This is a genomic window from Cryobacterium algoritolerans (genome assembly GCF_004402785.1).
Lineage (GTDB): Bacteria > Actinomycetota > Actinomycetes > Actinomycetales > Microbacteriaceae > Cryobacterium > Cryobacterium algoritolerans.
The window spans coordinates 43,372-67,071 of record NZ_SOFP01000040.1 but is presented as its reverse complement, the minus strand read 5'-3'; the positions used below and the strand labels follow the sequence as shown (position 1 = coordinate 67,071).

The 23,700-nt window shown below is 68.5% G+C and carries 23 protein-coding genes; 8 read left to right on the top strand and 15 right to left on the bottom strand.

The genetic code is table 11. The features are described 5' to 3' along the window. Positions 1-3: 3 nt before the first annotated feature. Complete coding sequence (locus tag E3O19_RS07470) at positions 4-1,047, bottom strand: IS110 family RNA-guided transposase (protein ID WP_166804511.1); 1,044 nt, start codon at positions 1,045-1,047, stop codon at positions 4-6. 677 nt (positions 1,048-1,724) lie between these two features. Between E3O19_RS07470 and E3O19_RS07465 the strand changes: the two genes are divergently transcribed. Further along, on the top strand, positions 1,725-1,907 hold the full coding sequence (locus tag E3O19_RS07465; RefSeq protein WP_134566640.1) for a hypothetical protein: 183 nt from the start codon (positions 1,725-1,727) through the stop codon (positions 1,905-1,907). 76 nt (positions 1,908-1,983) lie between these two features. Here E3O19_RS07465 and E3O19_RS07460 read toward each other — a convergent pair whose 3' ends face one another. The 5 genes from E3O19_RS07460 to E3O19_RS07440 all read right to left on the bottom strand — a co-directional run bounded on the left by E3O19_RS07460 (position 1,984) and on the right by E3O19_RS07440 (position 6,757). Next, on the bottom strand, positions 1,984-2,829 hold the full coding sequence (locus tag E3O19_RS07460) for a hypothetical protein (RefSeq protein ID WP_134566638.1): 846 nt from the start codon (positions 2,827-2,829) through the stop codon (positions 1,984-1,986). 315 nt (positions 2,830-3,144) lie between these two features. Continuing rightward, complete coding sequence (locus E3O19_RS07455) at positions 3,145-4,125, bottom strand: C-terminal binding protein (RefSeq protein ID WP_134566636.1); 981 nt, start codon at positions 4,123-4,125, stop codon at positions 3,145-3,147. Then, positions 4,126-4,890: an amino acid ABC transporter ATP-binding protein gene (locus E3O19_RS07450; RefSeq protein ID WP_277613014.1), complete on the bottom strand. Its 765-nt coding sequence runs from the start codon at positions 4,888-4,890 to the stop codon at positions 4,126-4,128. Next, entirely contained in the window at positions 4,887-5,840 is a 954-nt protein-coding gene (locus E3O19_RS07445) for an amino acid ABC transporter permease (RefSeq protein WP_134566634.1), read from the bottom strand. Before E3O19_RS07445 ends, E3O19_RS07450 begins: the two co-directional genes overlap by 4 nt. Further along, positions 5,840-6,757: an ABC transporter substrate-binding protein gene (locus E3O19_RS07440; protein WP_134566632.1), complete on the bottom strand. Its 918-nt coding sequence runs from the start codon at positions 6,755-6,757 to the stop codon at positions 5,840-5,842. Before E3O19_RS07440 ends, E3O19_RS07445 begins: the two co-directional genes overlap by 1 nt. Positions 6,758-6,873: 116 nt before the next feature. On the opposite strand from E3O19_RS07440, the gene E3O19_RS07435 reads away from it, so the two are divergent. After that, a complete protein-coding gene (locus E3O19_RS07435; protein WP_241981262.1) occupies positions 6,874-8,487 on the top strand; it encodes a thiamine pyrophosphate-binding protein in 1,614 nt (537 codons plus the stop codon). Positions 8,488-8,531: 44 nt separating this feature from the next. Here E3O19_RS07435 and E3O19_RS17785 read toward each other — a convergent pair whose 3' ends face one another. From E3O19_RS17785 to E3O19_RS07420, 3 genes are all read right to left on the bottom strand, one after another. Then, the gene (locus E3O19_RS17785) at positions 8,532-9,206 is read right to left on the bottom strand and encodes a GntR family transcriptional regulator (protein ID WP_166804510.1); all 675 of its coding nucleotides are present in this window, start codon (positions 9,204-9,206) and stop codon (positions 8,532-8,534) included. A 416-nt stretch (positions 9,207-9,622) separates the two neighbouring features. Continuing rightward, a complete protein-coding gene (locus E3O19_RS07425) occupies positions 9,623-10,510 on the bottom strand; it encodes a hypothetical protein (protein ID WP_134566628.1) in 888 nt (295 codons plus the stop codon). A 59-nt stretch (positions 10,511-10,569) separates the two neighbouring features. After that, entirely contained in the window at positions 10,570-11,037 is a 468-nt protein-coding gene (locus E3O19_RS07420) for an organic hydroperoxide resistance protein (RefSeq protein ID WP_134566627.1), read from the bottom strand. An 87-nt stretch (positions 11,038-11,124) separates the two neighbouring features. Between E3O19_RS07420 and E3O19_RS07415 the strand changes: the two genes are divergently transcribed. Further along, positions 11,125-11,649 (top strand): MarR family winged helix-turn-helix transcriptional regulator, encoded by a 525-nt coding sequence (locus tag E3O19_RS07415; protein WP_134566625.1) that lies wholly within the window; start codon positions 11,125-11,127, stop codon positions 11,647-11,649. On the opposite strand, the gene E3O19_RS07410 is transcribed toward E3O19_RS07415, so the two are convergent. Then, entirely contained in the window at positions 11,646-12,014 is a 369-nt protein-coding gene (locus E3O19_RS07410) for a PGPGW domain-containing protein (RefSeq protein WP_134566623.1), read from the bottom strand. The genes E3O19_RS07415 and E3O19_RS07410 overlap by 4 nt on opposite strands. A 222-nt stretch (positions 12,015-12,236) precedes the next feature. On the opposite strand from E3O19_RS07410, the gene E3O19_RS07405 reads away from it, so the two are divergent. Beyond that, positions 12,237-14,321 (top strand): carbohydrate-binding protein, encoded by a 2,085-nt coding sequence (locus E3O19_RS07405; protein WP_134566621.1) that lies wholly within the window; start codon positions 12,237-12,239, stop codon positions 14,319-14,321. A 210-nt stretch (positions 14,322-14,531) separates the two neighbouring features. Here the strand turns inward: E3O19_RS07405 and arsB are convergent, their stop codons facing one another. Next, on the bottom strand, positions 14,532-15,641 hold the full coding sequence (gene arsB, locus E3O19_RS07395) for an ACR3 family arsenite efflux transporter (RefSeq protein ID WP_134566619.1): 1,110 nt from the start codon (positions 15,639-15,641) through the stop codon (positions 14,532-14,534). Positions 15,642-15,737: 96 nt separating this feature from the next. Here arsB and E3O19_RS07390 point away from each other — a divergent pair, with 96 nt between their 5' ends. Together E3O19_RS07390 and E3O19_RS07385 are read left to right on the top strand one after the other, a co-directional pair. Further along, entirely contained in the window at positions 15,738-16,121 is a 384-nt protein-coding gene (locus E3O19_RS07390; protein WP_134566680.1) for an ArsR/SmtB family transcription factor, read from the top strand. Between the two features lie 350 nt (positions 16,122-16,471). After that, on the top strand, positions 16,472-17,122 hold the full coding sequence (locus E3O19_RS07385; RefSeq protein WP_134566617.1) for a M23 family metallopeptidase: 651 nt from the start codon (positions 16,472-16,474) through the stop codon (positions 17,120-17,122). Positions 17,123-17,203: 81 nt separating this feature from the next. Here the strand turns inward: E3O19_RS07385 and E3O19_RS07380 are convergent, their stop codons facing one another. The 4 genes from E3O19_RS07380 to E3O19_RS07365 form a co-directional block, all read right to left on the bottom strand. Beyond that, positions 17,204-17,530 (bottom strand): CHY zinc finger protein, encoded by a 327-nt coding sequence (locus E3O19_RS07380; protein ID WP_134566616.1) that lies wholly within the window; start codon positions 17,528-17,530, stop codon positions 17,204-17,206. Between the two features lie 9 nt (positions 17,531-17,539). After that, entirely contained in the window at positions 17,540-18,418 is an 879-nt protein-coding gene (locus E3O19_RS07375) for a DsbA family protein (RefSeq protein ID WP_134566614.1), read from the bottom strand. After that, positions 18,419-19,198, bottom strand: coding sequence for a TetR/AcrR family transcriptional regulator C-terminal domain-containing protein (locus tag E3O19_RS07370; protein WP_134566612.1), 780 nt, complete (start codon positions 19,196-19,198; stop codon positions 18,419-18,421). It lies immediately after the preceding gene. Between the two features lie 161 nt (positions 19,199-19,359). Beyond that, the gene (locus tag E3O19_RS07365; protein ID WP_134566610.1) at positions 19,360-20,685 is read right to left on the bottom strand and encodes a GNAT family N-acetyltransferase; all 1,326 of its coding nucleotides are present in this window, start codon (positions 20,683-20,685) and stop codon (positions 19,360-19,362) included. Between the two features lie 175 nt (positions 20,686-20,860). Here E3O19_RS07365 and E3O19_RS07360 point away from each other — a divergent pair, with 175 nt between their 5' ends. Both E3O19_RS07360 and E3O19_RS07355 read left to right on the top strand, forming a co-directional pair. Beyond that, positions 20,861-22,048 (top strand): glycerate kinase, encoded by a 1,188-nt coding sequence (locus E3O19_RS07360; protein WP_241981260.1) that lies wholly within the window; start codon positions 20,861-20,863, stop codon positions 22,046-22,048. A gap of 337 nt (positions 22,049-22,385) precedes the next feature. Next, complete coding sequence (locus E3O19_RS07355) at positions 22,386-23,663, top strand: multidrug effflux MFS transporter (RefSeq protein ID WP_241981259.1); 1,278 nt, start codon at positions 22,386-22,388, stop codon at positions 23,661-23,663. Positions 23,664-23,700: the final 37 nt, after the last annotated feature.

The window sequence follows — 23,700 nt, the reverse complement described above, 5'->3', positions numbered from 1 at the left end:
TTGTCAAGCTGTTTGGGTGTCGAGTTTTCTGAAGAGTGAGCGTGAGATGTAGCGCTTGAGGCAGCGAAGTATCTCGTTGCGGGTTTTGCCTTCCTTGGTCCTCTTGGCGACGTATTCCAGGGTTTCAGGGTCGTGCTGGTAGCGGTTGAACGCGACGACCCAGAGGGCGCGGTTGAGTTGCCGGTCACCGCCTCGGTGGAGGCGGTAGCGAGTTGTGTTCCCCGACGACGCGGGAATCGGCGCAGCGCCCGCGAAACGGGCGAACGCCGCCTCACCGTGGATGCGGCCCTTGTGGGACCAAGTGACGATGAGTTCCGCAGCGACGAAGGGGCCGACGCCGGGTTCGTCGAGAAGCCAGGCCGCGATGGTTTTGACGTGCTTTCGGAGGCCTGCCTCGTTGTGCTTGAGCTCGCCGTCACGGCGGATGATCTCCTGCGCCTCACGGATGGCTTCCTCGCGGATCGTGGCAGCGCCGACGTCATCGCTGGGATGGGCACGCCACTGGCCAATCTGGGTGACCTGAGTCGCGGTGATGGGCCGGCGTGCGTCGATGCCGAGCCAGTGCGCGCGAAGCAATGCGGTGAGCTGGTTGATGGTGGCCGTCCGGGCGGTGCTGATGGCGTTGCGGGCAGTCAGCAGCACGCTCAAAGCGGCGTGGTCGCCGGTGTGCGTGCGGGGGGTGATTACCCGTTCGATTGGCAGGGCGAGGGCGTGGCGGGCGGCGAGTTCAGCGTCGATCTGGTCGGTCTTGCCGACGCGGCGGACGCCGCGCTTGGGAGGTCGTGTTTCAGCGACGGCGATGCCTTCCCGTGCCAACAGATCATTGAACTGGGCGCCGTAGGAGGCGGTACCTTCCATCGCCGCCAGCATGCGCCCAGGCGCATGGCGCAGCATCCAGGCGTGGGCGCGTTTGAGCCCAGCCGGGCTCGTCGGGAAAGTGTCCCCGGCTTGCTTGGCACCGTGGGAATCGAGGACGACTAACGTGTGGGTTTTGGCATGGGTATCGACCCCGATGACGTGGTCGAATTCTTGTGAGACGATGGTCACGATAACTCCTTCACCATTCGAAAATGCGGGTGTTATTACGTGCCGGTCTGGGATTCCTCACGGACATCTCTGTAATGAGCCACGGTCCCCGTGAGGGGTTCGGGCAGGCTTCTAATCAAGTCACGTCGAGGGCCACAGGCCGGCCCCGACACGATGCAGGAAGCGGACAAGTCAATCCCAAGACACGTTCTGAAGAACGGTCAGAGGCTTAGTGAGTCACACTCCTGCAAGCATCACGACCAGCCTGCCAGCTGATAACCAGACCAGCTAAAAGCCATTACAGAGGCTTACCCGTGGCGGCGCACGCAACGACGACCCACGGTCTCGCCGGGGTGTCGCCTGGGCCGGAGCGGGCCGTGCCTTCTGCCATCGTCACGTCCGCTATGCGAGGTGTCGGGCAGACGCGCCAGCACCTCGCAGCCAACAATCGCACCCCACCTGGAACCGACAACCGGCTTGCGTCGACAAGCGGCTTGTGTCGACAACCGGTTGGTACACCGTCGACATGCCCACGGCGCGCCAGGCCACCGCCCGCATGGCGTGCCAGTCGGCGGGACTGGCCGAGCGTCAGCGGCCGCTGACCTCACCAGGTTTGCCGAAGGCAATCCGGGAAACCTGGCTCCGCGACGCGCGCGCACGGACGTGCATGGGCCTTGAGGTCGAGGCTCAACACCAGGATGAGGTTCAACCTCGACACCGCGCTGGGCGAAGAGCTGAGCCGGGCAATGACACGGGATGCCTGGAACCGGTTCGAGGCGTTGGTGGCGACCGGCAACGCGGGGCAATACACCGGCGGGGTGCGCATCGAACACCAGGTGCAGGCCCACCGTCACGGCAGCGTCACGAGCAACGCCCGGTAGCCGCAGGGCGCGGGTAAGCCAACGGCCGGGAGCGCAGTGCGCTCCCGGCCGTTGGTGGTAATTCGCTTCGGGAGGGTCAGTTCCCGGCCTTGGCGTGCGCACCGGTGTCAGTGCTGCCCGGCTTGGTGTCGCTGTGCGTATCGGCTCCGGCCTCGTTCTTGCCCTGCGAGTGCGACTTTGCGCCGGCCTGGATACGCTCGACGATCTTTTGGATGTCGTGACCGTAGTCGCCGTTCAGCGCGGCCTTTTCGATCGCCTGGGCTGCGGCATCCTGCTCGGCGGCCGGAGCATTCTTCAGGTCGGTCAGGGCGGACTGCAGCTCGGCCGGGAGCTTCGAGAACAGCGCGGGGTTGTCGACAACGCCGAGGGCCAGCTTCGTGACCGAGGGGGCGGTATCCGTGCCCGTCGCGGTGTCCTCACCGAGTGCGCTGTGCAGCGCGGCGGCCAGCGGATGCGTGGGGTCGTTCTTCACGGCCAGCGCGACCTTGGCGATCTGTTCGCCGTAGCCACCGTCCAGGGCGGTGGTTTGGATGGTCTGCACCGCGGCGGCCCGGTCGGCCGCTGACGCGTCCTTGAGGGTGGTCAGGTCGGCCTGCAGATTTGCCGGCAGGCTCGCGAAGAGTTCGGCGTGGTCGACGAGCGTGGCCGCGACCTTCTGCGCCTTCTCGTTCACACTCTTTCCGTGGGAGAGGTCGCCGCGGAGCTCCTTCTGAATCGAAGCGAGGAACGCGTCGCCCGAGGTTGACTCGGCGGATGCGCTGGAGCTGGCCGTGTGCCCGGGCGCCGGGGTGAGTGGGGTAGCGCTCGCACCCTGCACGCCTGCACCGAGAAGAGCGCCCGCAGCCAGAACGGATGCTGCCCCGATGGTGAGGCGCTTCGTGCGGGATGCGCGGGGCGACTGGAAGATCTTGTTCTCGTTCATGGTGGTTCCTTTCGATTGCGGCGACCGTTTCGGCGAAAAACCCGGGCGGGCCGCACGTAGTCACCGGGCGAGTCTAGGCAGGCGAATTGTGCGGCCCGTCACTGCGGGCAGAGAAACCCGGTCGCAAACGGATGCAGCCCCTCGGCGCGTCGGCCGGACCGCGGCGACCCAGCGTGTAACCGCCGGCGCCGGGATTCGGCTCTCACCGGGGGATGCGTCCGACCGGCGAGGACGGCGGGCGGAAGGGCCGTATCCAGTCCGCCCAGCTTGTGTGCGCACCGGAGATTACGCTCTGCGCGGAGTTCCCGTGCGAAGTCAGCGCGGGTCGACCACCGGAACCGTCTCGGGCTCGCCCGTCGCAGAGAGAGAAATGACATTCTGGGCCTGGATGCGGACGTACTCCGCGAGCGTGTGGTCGGAAAGGAATCCGACGTGGGGCGTGACGATGGTGCGTTCGTGGGCGAGGAGCGGATGATCGGCGGGAGCCGGCTCGGCGTCGAGCACATCGAGTCCCGCCCCGCGGATCTGCCCGCTGTCCAGCGCGCGTGCGAGAGCGGGCGTGTCAATCAATTGGCCTCGACTGACGTTGACCAGGTAGCTACCCGGTTTCATCCGCGCGAGCGACTCGGCATTGATGATCCCGCGCGTTTCCGGCGTCAGCGGCAGGTGGAGGGAGAGCACGTCGGCGGAGGCGAGCACCTCGTCGAATCCCGCCAGGTGCACGCCCAGGGACTCCAGCCGGGCGGTCGCCTCCGGATTCTGCGCGAGGTAAGGGTCGTAGCCGATGATCTCCCCGAACAGCGATGATGCGAACCCGGCCAGCTTCGCGCCTATTCGGCCCAGCCCCATCAGCCCCAGCGTCTTCTGGCTGAGGCGGGGCGGAGTCCTGGCCGGACGCGCGTTCCAGTCCTCGCCGGCGACCCGCTCGAAGAACGGGAAATCCCGGGTCGTCGCCAGGATGAGTCCGAGCGCATGGGTGGCGACTTCTTCGGTCGCGACACCGGGCAGGTTGGTCACCCACACGCCGGCCGAGCGCGCCGCGTCGAGGTCGACGTGGTCGAATCCCATCGAGATGAGCGAGATGATCCGCAGGTCCGGCAGCCCGGCGATCACCCAGTCCGGAATCGGCGCGTAGCCGACCAGCAAGGCCTGGGCGCCTCGCGACTCCGCCAGGATCCGCTCGGGGTCGAGCGTTTCCAGGAAGCGAACTGTGAAGCCGCTCTGTTCCAGAAGGCGGATGCCCGGGGTCGGGTCGATGTCCTCGTTGTCGGTGTAGATCGCCAAGGGCTTCGTCATCTACAGGACCTTCGACAGGAACGTCTGGGTGCGCTTGTGCTGCGGGTTCGAGAGAACGTCCCTTGGGGCACCCTGCTCGACGACGACGCCGCTATCCATGAAAACGAGGTGGTCGCCGACCTCGCGGGCAAAGGCGATCTCATGGGTGACGACGATCATCGTCATGCCGCTTGCGGCGAGGTCCCGCATGACGTCGAGCACCTCGCCGACGAGTTCCGGGTCCAGCGCGCTCGTCGGCTCGTCGAAGAGCATGAGCTTGGGTTTCATGGCGAGGGCCCGGGCGATCGCGACGCGCTGCTGCTGTCCGCCGGAAAGCTGCGACGGATATTTCTGAGCCTGGTCTGCGAGGCCGACGCGTCCGAGGAGCTGCATGGCGTGCTCACGAACCTCCGCCTTCGGCAGGCGCCGGACATCCATCGGCGCGAGCATCACGTTCTGCAACGCGGTCATGTGGGCGAAGAGGTTGAAGCGTTGGAACACCATTCCGATGTCGCGTCGCTGGTCGGCGACTTCGTTCTCGTTCAGCTCATAGAGCTTGCCCGACCGCTCGCGGTACCCGACGAGCTGGCCGTCAACGGACAGTCGGCCCGCGTCGATGCGCTCGAGGTGGTTGATGCAGCGCAGCAAGGTGGACTTTCCCGAGCCCGACGGTCCGAGAACGCAGAAGACCTGACCCGTGCGAACCTCAAGGTCGATGCCCTTGAGTACTTCGACGTGGCCGAAGGACTTGTGCACGTTTTCTGCTGTGACCATGGGAGCGCTCATGAGCCCGCTCCACCTTTCGCGTAGACGACGGGCCGGTCGCCCGGCGTGATCACCGGAGAGGTGACCCGGCCTGGCTTGAGATTGAGCAGGATTCGACGACGGCGAGGCGCGACTCCGGCGACCCCCCTGGCGAACCGTTTCTCCAGTCGCATCTGGATCAGCGTGGAGATCGTCGTCAGGGCGAGGTACCAGATGCTGGCGACGATGAGCAGCTCGAAAATGTAGAAGTTGCGTGACGAAATGACTTGCGCCCGGTTGAGCAGGTCCGGCGCCGCGATCACGGTGACGAGCGAGGTCATCTTCAGCATGGTGATGAGCTCATTGCCCATCGGCGGAATGATGACCCGCATGGCCTGTGGCAGCACGATCTTGAACATGGTCGACCGGCGGCGCATCCCCAGTGCCATGGCGGCTTCGCTCTGGCCGTGGTCTACCGAGAGGATGCCGCCGCGAACGATCTCCGCCATGTAGGCGCCCTCGTTGAGGCCGAGCCCCAGCAGCGCGGCCACGAAAGCCGTGATGACCGTGTTCGTGTCGAGGCTGAATTCGCCCAGCCCGAGCCGCGGAAAGAACAGGGCCAGGTTGAACCAGAGCAGAAGCTGGACGAGCACCGGGGTGCCGCGGAAGGCCCAGATGTAGCCTCCCGCGACGGAGTTCAGCACCCGGTTCGGCGACAGGCGCATGACCGCCACGGTGACGCCGAGGGCGGCACCGATGATCAGAGACAGCACGGTCAGGGAAATGGTGACCCACAGCCCGCTCAGGATCGTCGGACCGAACAGGTTCGCGGCGATGATGGACCAGTCCAGGTTCTCATTTGTGGCGACGGCGTAGATGAAGGCAACCAGCGCGGCGAGCACGATGACGCCCGAGACCTGCTGTCCCCAATGTCGGACTGGGATGGCACGAATCGGAGTCTTCGCGTCAGTGGGCGCCGGCAGGCCGCTCATTACAGGGTGCCGCCGTTGACCATTACCTCGGTGACCGCGCCTGAGCCCAGGTCATGCTTGTCGAGGATGGACTGGTACGTGCCGTCGGCGATCAGTTTTTCGACGGTCGCCTTGACTGCGTCCCGAAGGCCGGCGTCTTCCTTGGTGAACATCGGCCCCATGACGACGGGCAGGAGCGGCTGGTCGTTGCCGATTTCAAACTTGCCCTTGCCGCCGTCCGCCGCGGCGTTGTAGCGCGCGACGGCATCCTGGGAGAAGGAGGCGTCGGCACGGCCGCTGTGCACTTGCAGCATCGCGTCCGCGTCGGTGGCCAACGCCGTGACGGTGATCGCGTTGCCAGCGCACTCTGCGGTGTTGAACTTCTCCAGCAGGCTGACCTGGGTCGAGCCCTCCAGGGCCGCCACCTTCCGGCCGCACAGGCCTTCGACGCCCGTGATGGCCTTGGGGTTGCCGGCCGGGACGACGATGCCCTGGCCGGTGAGGAAGTAGTCGACGAAGTCGTACTTCGCCTGGCGCGCCTTCGTGTCGGTCATGGCCGCAACGACGACGTCAATCCGTTTGGCGTCGAGGGCCGGGAGCAGGCCGTCGAAGGCCATGTTCGTAACGTCGACCTTGAGGCCGAGTTCGGCGCCGATCGCGTGGAAGAGGGCCATGTCGAGCCCGACGACGGTGCTGTTGTCGGCGTCCAGGTACTCGAACGGCGGGTAGAAGGCCTCGGTGCCGATCTTGAGCACGCCCGCCTCCTTGATGTCCGCGGGGAGCATGGCGCGGAGGGTTGAGTCCGCCGTGGGGGACGGGTCCGTGCCGGCCGCCTTGCCGGCTTCCGCCGAGCATCCGGCCAGCAGGGTCGCGGAAACCGCAAGGGTCACCCCGAGAACAATTGCCTTTCGCGTACCGCGCATTTTCATGGACAGCATGGCTCCTCCTTGAGCGTGAAATCGGGATGATGGTCAGACGATCATTGCATGAATGTAGAACATTATGACGTCTTTGCCGATAATTGTCCTACGATGGAGCAATGTTGACGACAATGATGACTGACGCACCCCCGACTACCCTCCACCACAACGGCGGGGCGGCGGTCGCCGAGACCCTGCAGGCGCACGGGGTCGATACGATCTTCGGCATCCCGGGCACCCACAACCTCGAGATCTACCGGCATCTCGTGCGCCTGGGCATCAGGCCGGTCACCCATCGCCACGAGCAGGGCGCCGGCTACGCCGCGGACGGCTACAGCCAGGTCGCAGGCAAGCCGGGCGTTGTCATCACGACCAGCGGCCCTGGCACGCTGAACGCCATGGTCGCCGCGGGCACGTCCTACGCGGAATCCCGTCCGGTTCTCATCATCTCATCGGGACTACCCTCCGGCACGGAGCACCTCGACGGGGGCGAGCTCCACGACACGAAGGACACCCTCGCCGCCATGGCGAGCATGACAGAGTGGAGCACCCGGGCGAGGACGCCGCGGGAAGCGACCGAGGCGATCGCCCACGCCTTCGAGGTCATGCGCACGGGGCGTCCGCGGCCGGTCTACGTGGAGATCCCGAGCGATGTGCTCGGCCAGGACTGGGACGGCCGGATCGCCAGAGCCGGTTCCACGCCCACCCCGTCGCTGGACGACGCGCTCGTGCATCGGGCTGCCCAGCTGCTCGGCGGCGCCAGCCACCCGGCGATCATCGTCGGCGGCGGCTCTCGCGGAGCCGACGCGCAGGTGCGCCGGCTTGCCGAGGCGCTCTCGGCACCCGTGATCTCGACCTGTAACGGCAAGGGGGTGCTGCCGGAGGATCACCCTCTCTCGCTGGGGGCGCAGATTCGCCTGAAGGCGGCCCAGGACTGGCTGAATGCCAGCGACGCGCTGCTGGTGATCGGAAGCGAACTGGGTGACTCCGATCTGTGGGAGGGCAAGATCACGTCGCCCCATGTCATCCGCATCGACATCGCCCAGAGCCAGCTGGCCCTCAACGCGCCGGCGCGGATTGCCATCCACGCGGATGCCGCCGAAGCGCTGACCGCGATCCAGGCGGCTCTCGACCAGCAGGGCGCCCTCGCTGAACCTTCCGATGCAGCGGCCGGCGATCTGGCCGAGCTCAAGGCGGCCCTCGCGGCCGAAGCTCGCTCCGACGGCGAACTCTGGTTTGACATCAACAATGAGCTCCGCCTGGCCCTGCCCGAGAACACAATCATCACGGGCGATTCCTCGCAGGTGACCTACTTCGGAACCGTGCACTTCTTCCCCGTCCCGTCGAAGAACTCGTTCCTCTATATGCCGCGCGTTGCCACACTCGGTTACGCCCTCCCCGCCGCGATCGGCGCGAAGGTGGCCAGGCCCGACGCGCCGGTCATCGCGCTCCTCGGGGACGGGGCGCTCATGTTCTCAATCCAGGAGCTGATCACCGTCGTCGAGCAGGGTCTGACGATAGTGGTCGTTGTTGCGAACAACGGCGGATACCGCGAGATCCGCGACCAGCAGGCGGCACGGGGCATCGCCCCGGTGGGCGTGGACCTGCATGTGCCTGACCTGGTGGCCCTGGCGAACGCGATCGGGGCGACCGGCGAGCGCGCCGCGAATGCCCAGGATGCTGCCGCCCGTGCCCGCGCGGCCCTCGGGCGCCCGGGTCCCACCGTCATCACCCTCGACTTTCCGTAACGGTGCGTCGTTCTTCCCGGGCGGTGGGGGTCCGGGAAGAACGGCTAGGCTTCGGCGGCGTCGAGCCGGGCGCGGAGCCGGCGAATGGTTTCGTTGATGTGATCCTGGACGAAGCGCGCGGCGCCCGCCCTGTCCCCGGCAGCGATCGCCTCGTAGATGCGCCGGTGTTCGTCCAGGAAAGACTCGTCCTCTGCGTAGTCGAGACGCGAGGCGGCGAGGGCGTTGAGGAAGAAGGAGAGTTCCACCGCGATCTGGGCGTAGAAGGCGTCGATGCGCTCGCTGCGGAAATTGCGAACCGTGGCGGCATGGAACGCGAGGTCCTTCGCGACGATCTCGCGGTCGTCGCCCTCCGTGGCGGCGCGTTCCAGGTCGTCGAGTGCTGACTTGATCCCGGCGATGTTCTCGGCGTCGGCGGGGAGGGAGACGGCGCCCACCTCGAGTCCGCGACGAGCGTCGTAGAGGTTGATCAGCGCATCCTTGGTCGGCTCGGCGACGATCGCCCCATGGTGCATCTCGTGACGGATGAGACGGCTTTGGCCGAGCAGCAACACGGCTTCGCGAACGGTGTTGCGGGACACGCTGAGAGCGGTGGCGATCGCGTTTTCCCGCAGGGGAGTGCCGGGTTTCAGCTCGCCTGCGAGGATCAGCGTCGTGATGTGGTCTCGCACGTGTTCCGCGGTGCTGACGCGCTGAACGGACATCTTCGTCAAACCTTGCATGGGCGCCAGTCTATTGCTCCTGCCCACATTGTTGTACGGTCCGACATTGGGACGCGCGGAGTGGGCTCCCGGTCCAGGCCGCGCGTCCGTTTGCCGCGGACTGGAGTTTGCACGGGAAATGAGTTTGTCAGGCTGCAGCGCTCTCGTGTGAATTGATCCTCTTCGGTGAATCCGCTTTGTCAGTGAATTCGGGTACGGCGGCTGGAACACCGCCGCCAACCCGCGGATCGGTGTGCAGCAGAAATTCGAACACGATCTCAACGGCGTGCTCGTCGACCTCAATTCGTTCGACGCCGCTCTCCTCACCGCCGCCCAGGGCTGTTCGGCGCTGACCTCGTGCTGACCATCCTGATGCCCGAAACGCACTGAGGTCGCCCGAACCGCACCGGCCATGCCCGAAAGGCGAGCGTGCTGCCTCAGCGCGGCCAGAACTCCTGCGCGCGGCACGGCTGGCCGCCGACCAGGTTCAGGCAGGACCCGAAGACGGTGGGATAGCCCTCCGTCTGCGCGGGGCCGAACCAGGCCGTGTAGAACAGCCAGAAATTCAGGTTGCCGTGGGTGGAGCAGCCGTCGCCGTCGTCTCCCGGCTGGGCCAGGGCGGCCTTGTTGGGCTGGTACGGCGTGTAGTTGTAGAGGTTGGCCGTGGCCTGGTTTCGAATGCGCACCGGAGACGCCCCGCAGGTGGGGTCAGGGTTGTAGCCGACATCCACGACGCCCACCTTGTAGGCACGGTCCGGCTCCTGGGTGTACTGCCGGAACTGCCAGGCCGCCCGGTAGACCTGATTGAAAAAGCCGAAATACTCCGTGTCGCAGTCGGCGGTGTCGGGGCAGCCGTACCCGGTCGCGCGCAGATAGCCGGATGCGCTGGGTCGGGTCAGCAGGGACTGCTCCTTCTGCAGGAGCACCAGCAGCACCCGCGGGCTGATGGTGCACGCCTTCGCGACCTTGGCGATGATGCGGCTCGCGCGCTCGGCGGCGGCCGGGTGATAGGCCGCGCAATGCCCGGCGCCCTGGGTGGGCTGGGCCGTGGTGGCCTCCCTGAACTCCCAGAGGCACGGCGCGTCCGCCCGGGCGACGCACCTTCGGTGCTCAAGGAACGACTGGATGTCGGCCTCGGTCATGGCGTCGGGGTTGAAGAAGTTGTAGTCGCTGATAATCGTGCCAGGGTCGAAGGCCGCCGGCGCCGCGATCGTCTCAATCCGGCGGATCGAGCCGCCGAGCGCGAAGCCGGAGCCGACGACGACCACGACGATTGCGGTCACCAGCGCGAGGAGTTTGCGGCGCGGCGTACCGAGGTGCATCATGGGGAAACCCTATCGGGGCCCGGCGGGAGAGCGCTGGGAGGCTCAGCCGCGCCCCGTGCCTAGTCCTCGTCGTCGACCACGACGAGGGTGACGGCGATGTTGCCGCGGGTGGCGCGGGAGTACGGGCAGACCTGGTGCGCGGCCTCAAGGACCTCCTGGGCGGCCCGGGCGTCGATGCCGGGCAGCTGGGCTTCGATGGTGACCTCGAAATCGAAGCCGGTGGCCATGCCGCCGACCAGGTGCACGGTGAGGGTGACCGCCGAGTCCGCCACGTCCAGCTTCCGCTGCCGGGCGACGCCCTTCAGCGCGTTGTGGAAGCAGGCCGCCCAGCCGCTGGCGAACAGCTGCTCCGGGTTCGTGCCGGGCCCGCCGTCGCCGCCCATCTCGGCCGGCATTGACAGGTCGAGGTCAAGCTTGCTGTCGCTCGTGACGACCTTGCCGGTGCGGCCGCCCCAGGATGTGGCGGAGGCGGTGTAGACGGCGGTGCTGGTTGGGGCGGCGGTGCTCAGTGCGGTGGGGGTACTCATGAAGGTCCTTTTTCTGCTGGGGGAGAGGGACACTAGGAACAGGCCCTCACGGAAGTGCTTCGTATTCGAAACAACTAGGAGTGACCGATGAGTATTCCCCCGGATGATTTCCAACCGGCGGTGACCCCGGATGAGATGCGCGCGTGGGCGGCGATCTTCGAGACATCCAACATCGTGCAATACGCCGCCGACCGGCAGCTTCGGGATGCCGTCGGCCTCACCCTGGCCCAGTTCGAGATCCTCGCCCGCATCGGCGAGGGGGTGGAGGGGGGCCGAAGGATGACCGACATCGCCGACGATCTCACCGTCTCCCGGAGCGGTCTGACGTACCAGGTCGACCAGCTGGAGAGGAAGGGGTTGGTCGCCCGCCGCCCGGCCGGCGACGACGAGCGGTCGGTCGTCGCGCACCTCACTCCCCGGGGCGCCGAGTGCCTGGCAGCCGGCAACCCCGGCTACGTGCGGCTCGTGCGCGAGATGCTGTTCGACCGGATCAGCCAGGCCGACCTGCTCGCGGTCACGGACATCCTCGACTCGGTGCGCACGCAGCTCAAATCCCAGCCGAAACGGTCCACCCTCCGCCGGCCGCGCCGACAGGCGGGACCGGCCACTTAGTCGGTGGTGGCCGTGCCGCGGGTTGCTTCTCGGGCCACGCGGGTTGCGGCGGCGCGGTTTCGCCACCGGGCCCAGAGTCGGGTCAGGATGCGCTTGAGGAAAGCCCCGACCCGATGAGCCGCCGGGTACTCCGTGCCGAGGACCGCGAGCCCGAGGAAGACGATGAGCCAGCCGGGGCCGGGCAGGGGGACGAGGATGAGGCCGATGCCCACGATCCCGGCCCCGAGCAGACCGACCAGGATGCGGTAGATCCAGCGCACCCTGCGATGAAGCTCCACCCAGGCGCGGCAACGCAGCAGGAGGCGCCGGATCGGGTGACCGGGGTTGTTGCCGCTGTCGATCTCCTCTGGAATGCTGGCTCCCATGCCCCGAGGCTAGAACCGCCCGCTGGGAATGGACTGCGCGCTTCGGATCGGCTCCGACGGCCACGGCGCACGATCGCCGCCTGGGGTGGCGTGTGCGGCATCCGAGGTCCATTCGTCCCGTGTTCGGGGGCCTTTCTGGGCGATTTCTCTTGACAGCATTCAACTTAACCGGTTTAGTTAACAGTGCTGAACCGGTTCAGCACTCGAACCAGGAGACCCACAATGACGTACACCGCCGTTCGCGCATCATCCACCCTCACGGTCGTCGCGCTCGCGGCCGCCCTGTCGATGCTTCTGCTCGGGGCGGGCCCGGCCGCCGCGGCCGCATCGCCACTGACATCCGTCGCCGATGGTGGGCAGGGAGCCTCGGCGCCCCTGACCAACCTCGCGCATCTCGACTTTCTCCTGGGCGTTGTGCCACTCACGGCCATCGAGGGCCACACGACCTACGGCATCGAGTCCACGCCGACCGCCCAGGCGCCGTGGACCTACTCGAACAAGTTGCCCGACGGCAGCTACGGCCGCGTCGGCGGCGGGTCGCTCAACCCGGCCACCGGCCATTGGAGTCAGGGAGCGTACAACGCCGACGACATCGCCCGCACCGCGGTCGTCTACCTGCGCCACTGGCAGCAGACCGGCGACGCCGGCAGTCGGGAGCACGCGATGCAGACGCTCCGCGCCCTGACCTACCTGCAGACCTCCACCGGCCCGAACGCGGGCAACGTCGTGCTCTGGCAGCAGGCCGACGGAACGCTGACGCCGAGCGCAACGCCCAGGGAGCTGCCCGATCCGAGCGACTCCGCCGAGTCGTACTGGGTTGCCCGCACGGTCTGGGCCCTCGGCGAGGGGTACGCAGCCTTCACGGTCGCCGATCCGAAGTTCGCCGCGTTCCTCCAGGACCGGCTGCATCTCTCCCTCGACGCGCTCGGTCGCCAGTCGCTGGCCAAATTCGGCCGGTTCGATGTGGCCGACGGCGTGAAGGTGCCAGCCTGGCTGATCGGGGGCGGGGCGGATGCCTCGGCCGAGGCAGCGCTCGGACTCTCCGCCTACGTCGCGGCGGCGCCCTCCGACACTGCGGCGAGCACCACTCTCACCCAGCTGACGGAGGGCGTCGCCGCGATGTCCTCAGGATCGGTGAACGAGTGGCCGTTTGGGGCGATCATGCCGTGGAACAAGTCGCAGACCCTCTGGCATGCCTGGGGTGGCATGGCCCCTGCCGCCGTCGCGACAGCATCCGCCACGCTCGGCCGGACCGACCTGCTCGGCGCGGCCGTGAGGGATTCCGCCCAGTTCACGGCGCAGCTGCTCGCCGCCGGCGGACCGGACAACGCTTGGAGCCCCACCCCCGGTGAGGCGCAGATCGCCTACGGCGTCGACTCGCGGGTGCAGGGCCTGGTCGCCACGGCCAAAGCAGCGAACGCCCCCGGCTTGATCGACCTGGCCGCCGTCACCGCCGGCTGGTTCTTCGGCGCCAACCGGAGCGGGCTGCCTGCCTACGATCCGGCCACCGGCTCCGCCATCGACGGCATCGAACACGACGGCCGGGTCAACCCCAACTCCGGCGCTGAATCAACCGTCCACGCCCTGCTCACCATGCTGGCGCTGGACGCGAACCTCACGCTGAAAGCGAAGGCACTCGGCATCAACAGGACGGTCGGCACCAACGGCCTGAGTGTCGTCGAGGCCGAGGCCGGCACGATCACCGGGACCGGCGCCGTTGTCCGGCCCGCATCAGCGTGGACCGGCGAGGCCAATCTCTCGGGCGGAGCATACGTCGCCCTGGCCGCCGGTGACACCGTGAGCATCCCCGTTCCCGCCGCCGACCAGGCGCGCAACGTGTACCCGATCGTCAACCAGGCCGAGGCGCCCTCCGGCACCACGACCTGGTCCGCCGGTACGGCAAGGCTGGGCCGTACCGCCAACGGCGGTGCGGGCGCGCAGGGAATCACGGATGCGCCGGGCCGGCTCTTTCCGCTCACGCTCCAGCGCTCCCTCCCGGCCGGTGTCACCGCCTTCGTGGGGGCCACCGACGGTCCTGCCGCCGTGGACGCCCTTCTGGTGCAGCCGCTCGTCTCCACCATCTCGGTGACCGGGCCTGCCGGGAACAGCACCGTTTACGTCAGCGCGGACGGGGAGACGGCCCTGCGAACGGTGGATGTACCGCGCGGATTCCGACTGCAGCAGCAGGCGTTCGATGCGATCGGCAGACCGGCGGCGTCCGGGCGAGGCGACCGGACGGGCGGACCGTCCAGCACGGTGACGGTGGCACCCGGCGGCTTCACCGTGGCGAAGCTGGTGCGCAGGTAGGGTCTCCCCTTTCCGGCCCTGACCGGCCCACGGGCGGTCGACCATGACCGGAAAGGTCGAACTCGCCGGCGAGGGTCAGGCGGCCGGGAGGATCTCGGCGAGCAGCTTCTCGATCCGGGCCTTGATCTCGTCGCGGATCGGGCGAACGGACTCGATACTCTGGCCAGTTCTTCATCTCGAGTGGGCGTGCAGGGCAGTGGTGAGAAGAGGCTAAACCCGTTCGGGGACCGGTTCGGTGGCGGTGAATAGCGGGGGCGCCGAGCCGGGGAACAGGCAGGAGCGCAGCCAGAGGGCCAGGTAGACGAGGGCGAGCAGAGCCGGAACCTCGATCAGCGGGCCGACGATCCCGGCCAGGGCTTGGCCGCTCGACGCGCCGAAGGTGCCGACGGCCACGGCGATCGCCAGCTCGAAGTTGTTGCCGGCGGCGGTGAAGGCGAGGGTGGTCGTGCGCTGATAACTGAGGCCGACCAGCCGACCGAGCAGGAATCCGCAGAGGAACGTCACCGCGAAGTACACCAGCAGGGGCAGGGCGATCCGGGCGACGTCCAGCGGCCGGTCGATGACCTGCCGGCCCTGCAGGGCGAAGAGGAGCACGATTGTGAAGAGCAGGCCGTAGAGGGCGAGCGGGCCGACCCTGGGAAGGAAACGGTCCTCATACCAGGCCCGTCCGCGGGTGGCCTCGCCGACCCGGCGGGACAGGTAGCCGGCCAGCAGCGGGATGCCGAGGAAGACCAGCACGCTGGCGGTGATCGCCCAGAACGAGAACACCGCACTGGTGGTCGACAAGCCGAGCCAGCCGGGAAGCACCTGCAGGTAGAACCAGCCGAGGGCGCCGAAGGCGACGACCTGGAAGACGGAGTTGACGGCGACGAGGAACGCGGCCGCCTCCCGGTCGCCGCAGGCCAGTTCGTTCCAGATCAGCACCATGGCGATGCAACGGGCGAGGCCGACGATGATCAGGCCGGTGCGGTACTCGGGCAGGTCGGGCAGGAAGATCCAGGCCAGGGCGAACATCAGGGCAGGGCCGATGAGCCAGTTCAACACCAGTGAGGAGAGGAGGAGGCGACGGTCGCCGGCGACGGCGCGGGCATCCGAGAAACGCACCTTGGCGAGCACCGGATACATCATGACCAGAAGCCCAACGGCGATCGGGACGCTGACCGAGCCGATCGTGACGGCGCCGAGGGCGTCGCCGATGGCCGGGGTGAAGACCGCCAGCAGCAGCCCGACGCCCATCGCCGAGAGGATCCACACCGGCAGCAACCGATCGGTGAAGCCGAGGCGGGCGGACGACTCGGTGGTCGGTTCGGGGGATGGCATGCGGCTCCGTCGATCTGCGCCACTGGTTCGAGCGGCGTCGGTATGGAGTCTGGCGAATGCATCGATGGATGTCAATTTATGGGGGATACTATCCAGATGTCGTTCATCGAGATCCAGCCCATCGCGGCAAGCCTGCGCGACGATGCCGTGATCGCCGAGACGGACACCGCCTGCTCGCCGCCGGCCCGCCGGGACGCGATCGGAGCGGAGGCCGCGGACGAGCTGGCCAGGTCGCTCAAGGCGCTCGCCGACCCGGCGCGGCTGCGCCTGGTCTCGATGGTGGCCGCCCATGTCGATGCCGAGGCCTGCGTCTGCGACCTGACGGAACCGCTCGGACTCAGCCAGCCGACCGTGTCGCACCATCTCAAGGTGCTCGTCGAGGCAGGGTTGCTGACCAGGGACAAGCGCGGCACCTGGGCGTATTACCGCCTCGTGCCGGGGGCGCTCGACTCGCTGGCGGCGCTGCTCGCCGCCGTCTGACTGCAGCCGGGCTACCATCGCCGGGCGAGCGCGCGGCGGAGTCCGGCGGCACGGTCATGGCTTTCACAGGGCGTTGAGATATTCTCAAGTCTTGCGCGCCTGACCCGATGCCGATCCAGGTGTGCCCCAGGACACTTCCCGACGAGGGAGCGTCGTTCCCTTGGGCCAACTCCTTGCCGTGAACGCATCTCCGTCTGCTGAGGTCTTCGCTTCCCGACCCTAGACGAGAGATTCCACGATGCCCCACCTCATTTCCCCTGTGCCTGGCGTGAACACGCCGACTCGCCTGTGCACGCCGACGAAAGGCGCCTGTGCGGACGCGTAGGCCGGCCACGTTCGCTTTCCTGTCCATGGTGTTCGCAGCCCTGCTCATCACGGTGCTTGCCATCCCGGCCCAGGCCGTCGATCGGGCTGCCGCCGCCGGGCTGCCGCTCAGCGTCACGGCGGCGGAGGCCGGTCAGGCGCAGGGCCTGGCTGTGGGCGACGTGCTCGAGGCGACGATCGCGCGTGACGGTTACTCCGTCGGCCAGGCGCCGGTCGCCGTGGCGAGCACCGCCGCCGCGACCGGACCGGCCGTGCGCTGGCCGTTCCCAACGGCGGCGCGACTGTCCGACACCTTTGGTCCGCGAGACGCGCCGTGCGCCGGCTGCTCGACGTTCCACAAGGGGCTCGACCTGCTGCCGGGCGAGGGAACCCCCGTTCATGCGATTGCCGACGGCGTCGTCCGCGAAGTGTCGGCCTACGACGACGGTGGCCTGGGCGTGCACGCTGTGCTCGACCACACGATCGACGGGCGGCAGGTCAGCAGTGTCTACGCGCACTTCCAGGAGGGCTCGCTCGCCGTGGCCGTCGGCCAGGCCGTATCCGTCGGCGACGAACTCGGCGCCGTTGGCTCGACCGGGCAGAGCACCGGGCCGCACCTGCACTTCGAGATCCTGCTCGACGGGGTCACCCCCACCGATCCGTTCGCCTGGCTGACCGAGCGGGCCGGGCCGCAGTAAGCGCAGACCGCGATGCCCGGCGGCGCTTACCGCCCGCGGCTCGATGCCGGGGCCACCCCGGGCGGCAGGCCGACTACGAGATCAGGCGGAGGGCTCTGGAAGCTCGAAGTACAGGTGCGCGTGCGCGCGGCATCCTTCATTGAACGCGGCCAGGCAGTGCGGGCACCGGGTGACCTGCCGGTATTCGGTGATGCTCAGGATGCGCCCGCACGCACCGCAGAGGATGGCCGGCTCAGACCACTCCGACGCCGGCCACTGTCTCGCCGGGTGGGTTTCCCCGGCCGTGTGGCAGTGGTAACAGGGGTAGAACCGACCGCAGCAGGCGAATTTGATCGCCACGATGTCCGCCGACGTGCGGTAGTGCACACAGCGGGTCTCGTCGTCGACGGTCTGGCCGAACACCTGCATGGGGCGAACCTACTTCGCCGCGGTGACCTGGGCGGTGACGAAATCAGAGAACGTGGTCGCGTTGTCGAGCGCACCCTTGTACGTGACCCCGTTCACCAGCACGGTCGGAGTGCCGCTGACCTTCTTGATGTCGGCATCCGGCAGCGGGCCGGCCAGCGCGCGCTTGGTGGCGGTGCCCAGCCAGCTCGCAAAGGTGCGGTCGGTGATGCAAGAGTCCACCTTCTTGTCGGTGACTCCGGCGGTCTTGACCAGACTGGCCAGTGCGGCGTCGGTGAGCCCGGCGGTGTTTTCCTTGGGCTGTCTGGCGAACAGGGCGGTGTTCACCGCGAGGAAGTCGTCCGGCCGGTAATTCGCCACGCAGGCGGCCGCGTTGGCGGCCCGGGTGGAATACTTGCTGCCCGCGGAGTTGGAGTCGAGGATTGAGATCGGGTGAAACTCGAGCGTGGCGTTTCCTGCCGTCACCCAGCTCGCGATCTGTGCGCCGTTGGTGGCCTCGAACTGGCCGCAATACGGGCATAGATAGTCGACGTAGATCGCGATGTTAGCGGTCTTGGTCAGGGCGGTGCGGTCGGTCGCGATCGGCTTGGCGTCGGCCGCGAGGGCCTTCGTCGGCGTGGCCTTGATCACCGATCCGTTGCCGGTGAGCAGGATTCCGTCGCTGGCCATGTTGGCCGGGCCGCCGACGGCTGGGCCGACGCTGTTCACGATTACCAGGACGACGATCGCCGCGACGGCGAGCAGGCCGGCGCCGATTCCACCGCGCAGGAAGAGGCTCTTGCGCTTGTCGCGCTTGTGCTGCTCCTCGCGCATGAGCCGGGCGCTTTCGCGCGCCTGCTCGCGGCGGTCCTTCTTCGGGGGGACTGGCTTGCCGTAGGCGTTGCTGTTCATCTAGCTGTGCACCGTTTCGTCTGGACTGACACGTCGATTCAAGGTTACGGCGTGCGCCGATGGACGAGTTGCGGCGCGGCTGTGAGGCGGCTGTGAGCCGCGGCGCTGGTCGGTTTCCAGCATGGTCTCGAGCCCGTCAAGCACGAGGTCGAGCCCGACCAGGAACTCGTCACCGTAGAAGTACCCCGGCGTCAACACGTGGTCGGCCGTGAGCTCGGCCAGGTAGGGGTATTCGCCGCGGGGCAACTGCGCCAGCATGATCGCGGCCATCGCCGCCGTTTCCTCCGGCGTGGTGAAGGGCAGACTCTTCTCCTGCATCGCAAAACCGTAGATGTAGCTGTCGACGGCCGAGAACGCGTGGGCCGTCTTCTCCACCGAGAACCCGCCGTTGCGGAAGGTTCCGATCACCCGGTCATGGTGTCGGAGGGTGGCCGGTCCCGGGTTGGTCCCAGAGTCTCGCACGGTGGTCGCCCAGGGGTGGCGCGCCAGGACCTCGCGGAAGGAGATCGAGCGCTTGCGGATGGCGCTCTTCCAGTCGTCGCTGTGCGACGGCAACTCGATCTCACCGAAGATCGCATCGGCCATCCCGTTGATCAGGTCGTCCTTGTTGGCCACATGGTTGTAGATCGACATGGCCTCCACGTTCAGGTCGTCGCCGAGGCGCCGCATGGTGAGGGCCTCAAGCCCCCCGGCGTCGGCGATGACGATCGCTGCGGCGATCACCCGCTCGCGGTTCAAACGGACGCGTGGCACTGGCGCTGCCCTGCGCGGTGATGCCATTTCGCACTCCTGCACTTTCCTGTTGACAGACCTGACTGAGTCGACATCTCTTACTTACAAGATAAACATACACCGTAAGTTTTTGGTTTGACCAAGCCCCAGTGGCCGGCGTTCGGGACAAACCTCGCGGGGAGGCGGTGCTGATCTCCCCGGCGCGAGGCTCAGAACCAGGTGCTCAGGTGCGGCGGCTGCGCCGTGTGGAAGGCGGCGTCGAGGTGCGCGGCGGCATCCGTGCTGCCCTCGCGGAGCCGGCCTGACCTGGCGAGGGTGACCGCGCTTGTGCCGCTGAGATAGACGCTGGCCAGGTCCGCGGCCGACAGGGAGACCCGCACGGCGTCGGATGCGGTCGACCGGGTCGCCGGCTGGGCGTCGCCGCGGCCGTTCTCATCCACGGTGAGCAGGAACTCGCCGTCGGCGAATCCGAGGTCGTCGCTCACCGTGAGGTGGAAGGTGCCCGGCGCGGCGTAACGCCGCCGTCCGAGCACGACCGGCAGGTTGAGGATGCGCAGCCAGAGGTGGTCGCGCTCGGCGGTCTTGCGCAGGGCGCGCGGATCGGCGACCTGCCAGCGGACGGGCTCGGCCACGCTGCGGAGTGGGGCCGTGATCTCGCTGACCAGGTCCATCTCGAGCAGGAAGCGCCAGAGTGCGGCGTAGGCGTCGTCGGTCGCCGCGACCAGGTCGGTGAGGTCGAGCCGGGCCGGGTAGGCGTTCTGGCCGAGGGCCACCCGGTAGAGAGCAAACCCCTGGGGGGTGCCGTCGGCGTCGTCGAAGCGCACTGCGCGGAGGGTGAGCCCCGGCGCGCCCGGTATGGTCGGCGTCAGGCCGAGCGCCTGCCGCCACCAGACCTCCCTGCGGTCGACCTCGCCGGTGGCACCGGCCAGGACCCTGGACCGGGCGAAGACGAGCGGCCCGTCGGCGAGGAGCGACTCGGGTGCGACCAGGTGCAGCCGGCCGGTCGGCACCGGTCCGGCCCAGCGGGCGCGGGTCGTGTCGATCACGTAGCCGGCCTGGTACGCGGCCGGTCCGAAGCCATAGCGAGCGTAGATGGTGGCCTCGGAGACCGTGAGCATGGCCAGCGGCAGGCCGAGCCGGTCGGCGGTGCGCAACTCGGCGGTGAGCAGGGCTCGGGCGATGCCCCGCCGCCGGTGCGTCGGGGCGACCGTGACCGAGCTGATCGCCCAGGCCGAGAGGCTCCCGCCGGGAACGGTGACGTCCATCGGCCAGCACCGCACCGTGGCGACGGGCGTGGCGAAATCCGCGGCGGCAGGGTCGAGCACGGCGGTGATCCGGTCGCCGGCAACCTCCATGGCCTGGGCCGCGAGCGACTCCTCGCTCGGAGCGGCATCGTGGAAGCCGCGGGCATCCGCCTGAAGCCACCGCTTCACTGCGGGCGCGTCCGTCGGGTCGACCAGGCGAAGCTCGAGGTCGTCGGCCGCCAGGGCGGCCCGGGAAACGGCGTCGATGGGGAGAGCGGCGTAGTCGGTCACCGCCTCACCCTAGCCGTGTTGAGTGCGGGCGTGCCGGGCCTGCCGGGTGGGGAACATGGGAGTGGGGAACCGGGCGGCGGAACAGGAGCGGCCGGTCGCGCGGGCCGGAGCGGCCGGTCGCGTGGGCCGGGACATCCGGAGCAGAATGGCCACGCAACAGAATCGGAGGTCACCCGTGTCGAATCCCCGTTCCGGGGCTCATGCCCCGGCCCCGGCCGGCGCTCGTGTGGTCGTGATCGCGCCGGATTCGTTCAAGGGCACGATCGGGGCGAGCGATGCCGCCCGCCGGATCGCCGCGGGCTGGGCATCCGTGCGCCCGCTGGACCGGCTGCGACTGCTGCCGATGGCCGACGGCGGCGAGGGCACCACCGACGCGTTCGAGCTCGCCGTTCCCGGCGCGAGACGGATGCCGGTGACCGTGCAGGGCCCGGATGACCGCCCGGTCCACGCGCACTGGCTGCTGTTGCCGGACGGCACCGGTATCGTCGAGCTGGCGGCGACGAGCGGGATCACCCTGCAGGACCGGCTGCGCCCGCTCGACGCGCACACCCTCGGATTTGGCCAGGCCATCATCGCGGCCCTGGACCAGGGAGTCACCCGGCTGCTGCTCGCCGTCGGCGGCAGCGGCTCGACCGACGGCGGCTCGGGCGTGCTCAGCGTGCTCGGCGGCGTCTTTCTCAACTCGGCCGGCCGGCCGGTGCCGCCGGGCAACCGCGGTCTCGCCCGGCTGGCCAGCGTGGACCTTGCCGGCCTGCGTCCGCTACCGCCGGGAGGTGCGCTCGTGCTCAGCGATGTGACCAGCCCGCTGCTCGGCGAGCGGGGCACGGCCGCCGTCTTCGGCCCGCAGAAGGGTGCGAGCCCGAAGCAAGTGGCGCAGCTGGAGGCGGGGCTGGCTCGGTGGGCGGCGTTTGTCGGCGACGGCAGGGCGGGGACTCGGGTTGAGGTTGGAACTGGGACTGCGGGTGCGGCCGCGACTGACATTGCGGGTTCCGGGGCCGCGGGCGGGACGGGCTTCGGGTTACTTGCCTGGGGGGCAACCCTCGCCCCGGGGGCCGATGCCGTGGCGGCGGCTCTGGGGGTTCCGGCGGCGGTGGCGGTGGCATCCGTTGTGGTGACCGGGGAAGGCCGGTTCGACGCCCAATCGGTCGCGGGGAAGGTGCCGGGCTTCCTGGCCGCGCTCGCCGCCGACGTCGGGGCGCAGGCGATGCTCGTTGCCGGCGTGATCGAGGCGCCGACCATCGGGTTCGCGGCCGCGATATCCCTGACCGACCTCGCCGGCGGCCATGAGAGAGCGACCCGAGACGCACCCGTTTGGCTTGAGCGGGCGAGTGCGCGCCTCGCCGCGGCGTACCGGCCCGACTGAGTGGCGGCCCGGCCGGGGGTGTGAAGTCTTGGTTCGCCGGGTGTTCAGCTCTGCACCCGGTTCGCGGCGCCCCGACCGCCTGACGCGTCCCGGCCGAGGCTGTCCAGCCTGCCGGGTACTGTGCGCGATCGGGCTGATTCGCGCAATCTTCGGCGCGGATCCCGGCAGAGGGAATAGGAACGGCCCGGGCTCGCTTGTCCCACACGGCGGCCCCGTCATCCGCTGCCGGCAGCGTCGCCCGTGACTCGGTGCCCGAACGCCGTCTCCAGCCCCTGTCAGCCTCGCCCGGCCGGCGCCCCACCAGACACTCCCCAACGACACCGAGGAACTCCACCACGTGACTACCGCCGTCATCCCTGTGATCACCCAGGCCCAGCTCCGGTCGACCGCCCCGCACCCCGGGGACGCCCTCACCCGGCGCCAGCGCCTCGTCTACGTCCTCGTCCTCGGCGCGCTCACCGCGCTCGGCCCGTTCACCATCGACCTGTACCTTCCGGCCTTCCCGACCCTGCAGAACGAACTCGGCGTCTCGGCCGCGGCCATCCAGCTCACCCTCACCGGCACGATGATCGGCTTCGGCTTCGGCCAGCTCATCGTCGGCCCGTGGAGCGATAACGTCGGCCGCCGGCTGCCGCTTATGCTCGCCACCGGGTTCCACATCCTCGCCAGCGTCGGCGCGGCGCTCTCCCAGGACATCGTCTGGCTGGGCGTGTTCCGCCTGCTTCAAGGATTCGGTGCGGCGGCCGGCGCAGTCGTCGCCCTCGCCATGGTGCGCGACCTGTTCGGCGGCAAGCCGCTGGTGCGGATGCTGTCCCGCCTCGCCCTGATCAGCGGCCTCGCGCCAGTGCTCGCCCCGGTCATCGGTTCCCAGCTGCTACTTGTGATGAGCTGGCGCGGGATCTTCTGGGTGCTCGCCGCCTACGGCGCCGTCGTCATCCTCGCGGTCGCATTCTGGATCGTTGAGACCCTGCCCGCTGCCGAACGGCACACCATCGGGCACAACACCCTCGCCCAGCGCTACCGGGCCGTGCTCAGCGACCGCATCTTCGTCGGTGTCGCGATCATCGGCGCGATGACGTTCACCGGACTGTTCTCCTACCTCTCGGCCTCGTCGTTCCTGTTCCAGGAGGTCTACGGCTTCAGCGCGCAGCAGTACGGCATCCTCTTCGCCGTCAACTCGCTCGGTATTGTCACCGGGGTGCAGTTGAGTTCCCGGCTGATGCACCGGTTCAACGTCGGCCCGCAGTGGATCGTGGCGGTGTCCACCGTGGTGCTGGTGATCACCTCGGCGGCCATCGTGCTGCTCGACCTGGCCGGCGCCGGGCTGTGGGGCACCCTGGTGCCACTCTGGTTTTTCATCGCGGCCTGCGGGTTCACCCTGCCGAGCGTGCAGGTGATCGCCCTCAGCGCGCACGGGCACGAGGCAGGAACCGCCGCGTCCCTGCTCGGCGCCGCGAACTTCGGCGTCGCCGGCCTGATCTCGCCGATCGTCGGCGTGCTCGGCGTGGGCAATGCCATCCCGATGGGCGCGGTGATGGGAACCACTGCTCTGGTCGCGATCGTGGTGCTCTGGACCGTCGTGCGGCCCCGCTCCGTGCCCGCCCTCGAACACTGAGGCTGACCTCGGGCGCGCGGACGGGGAGTTCGGGTGT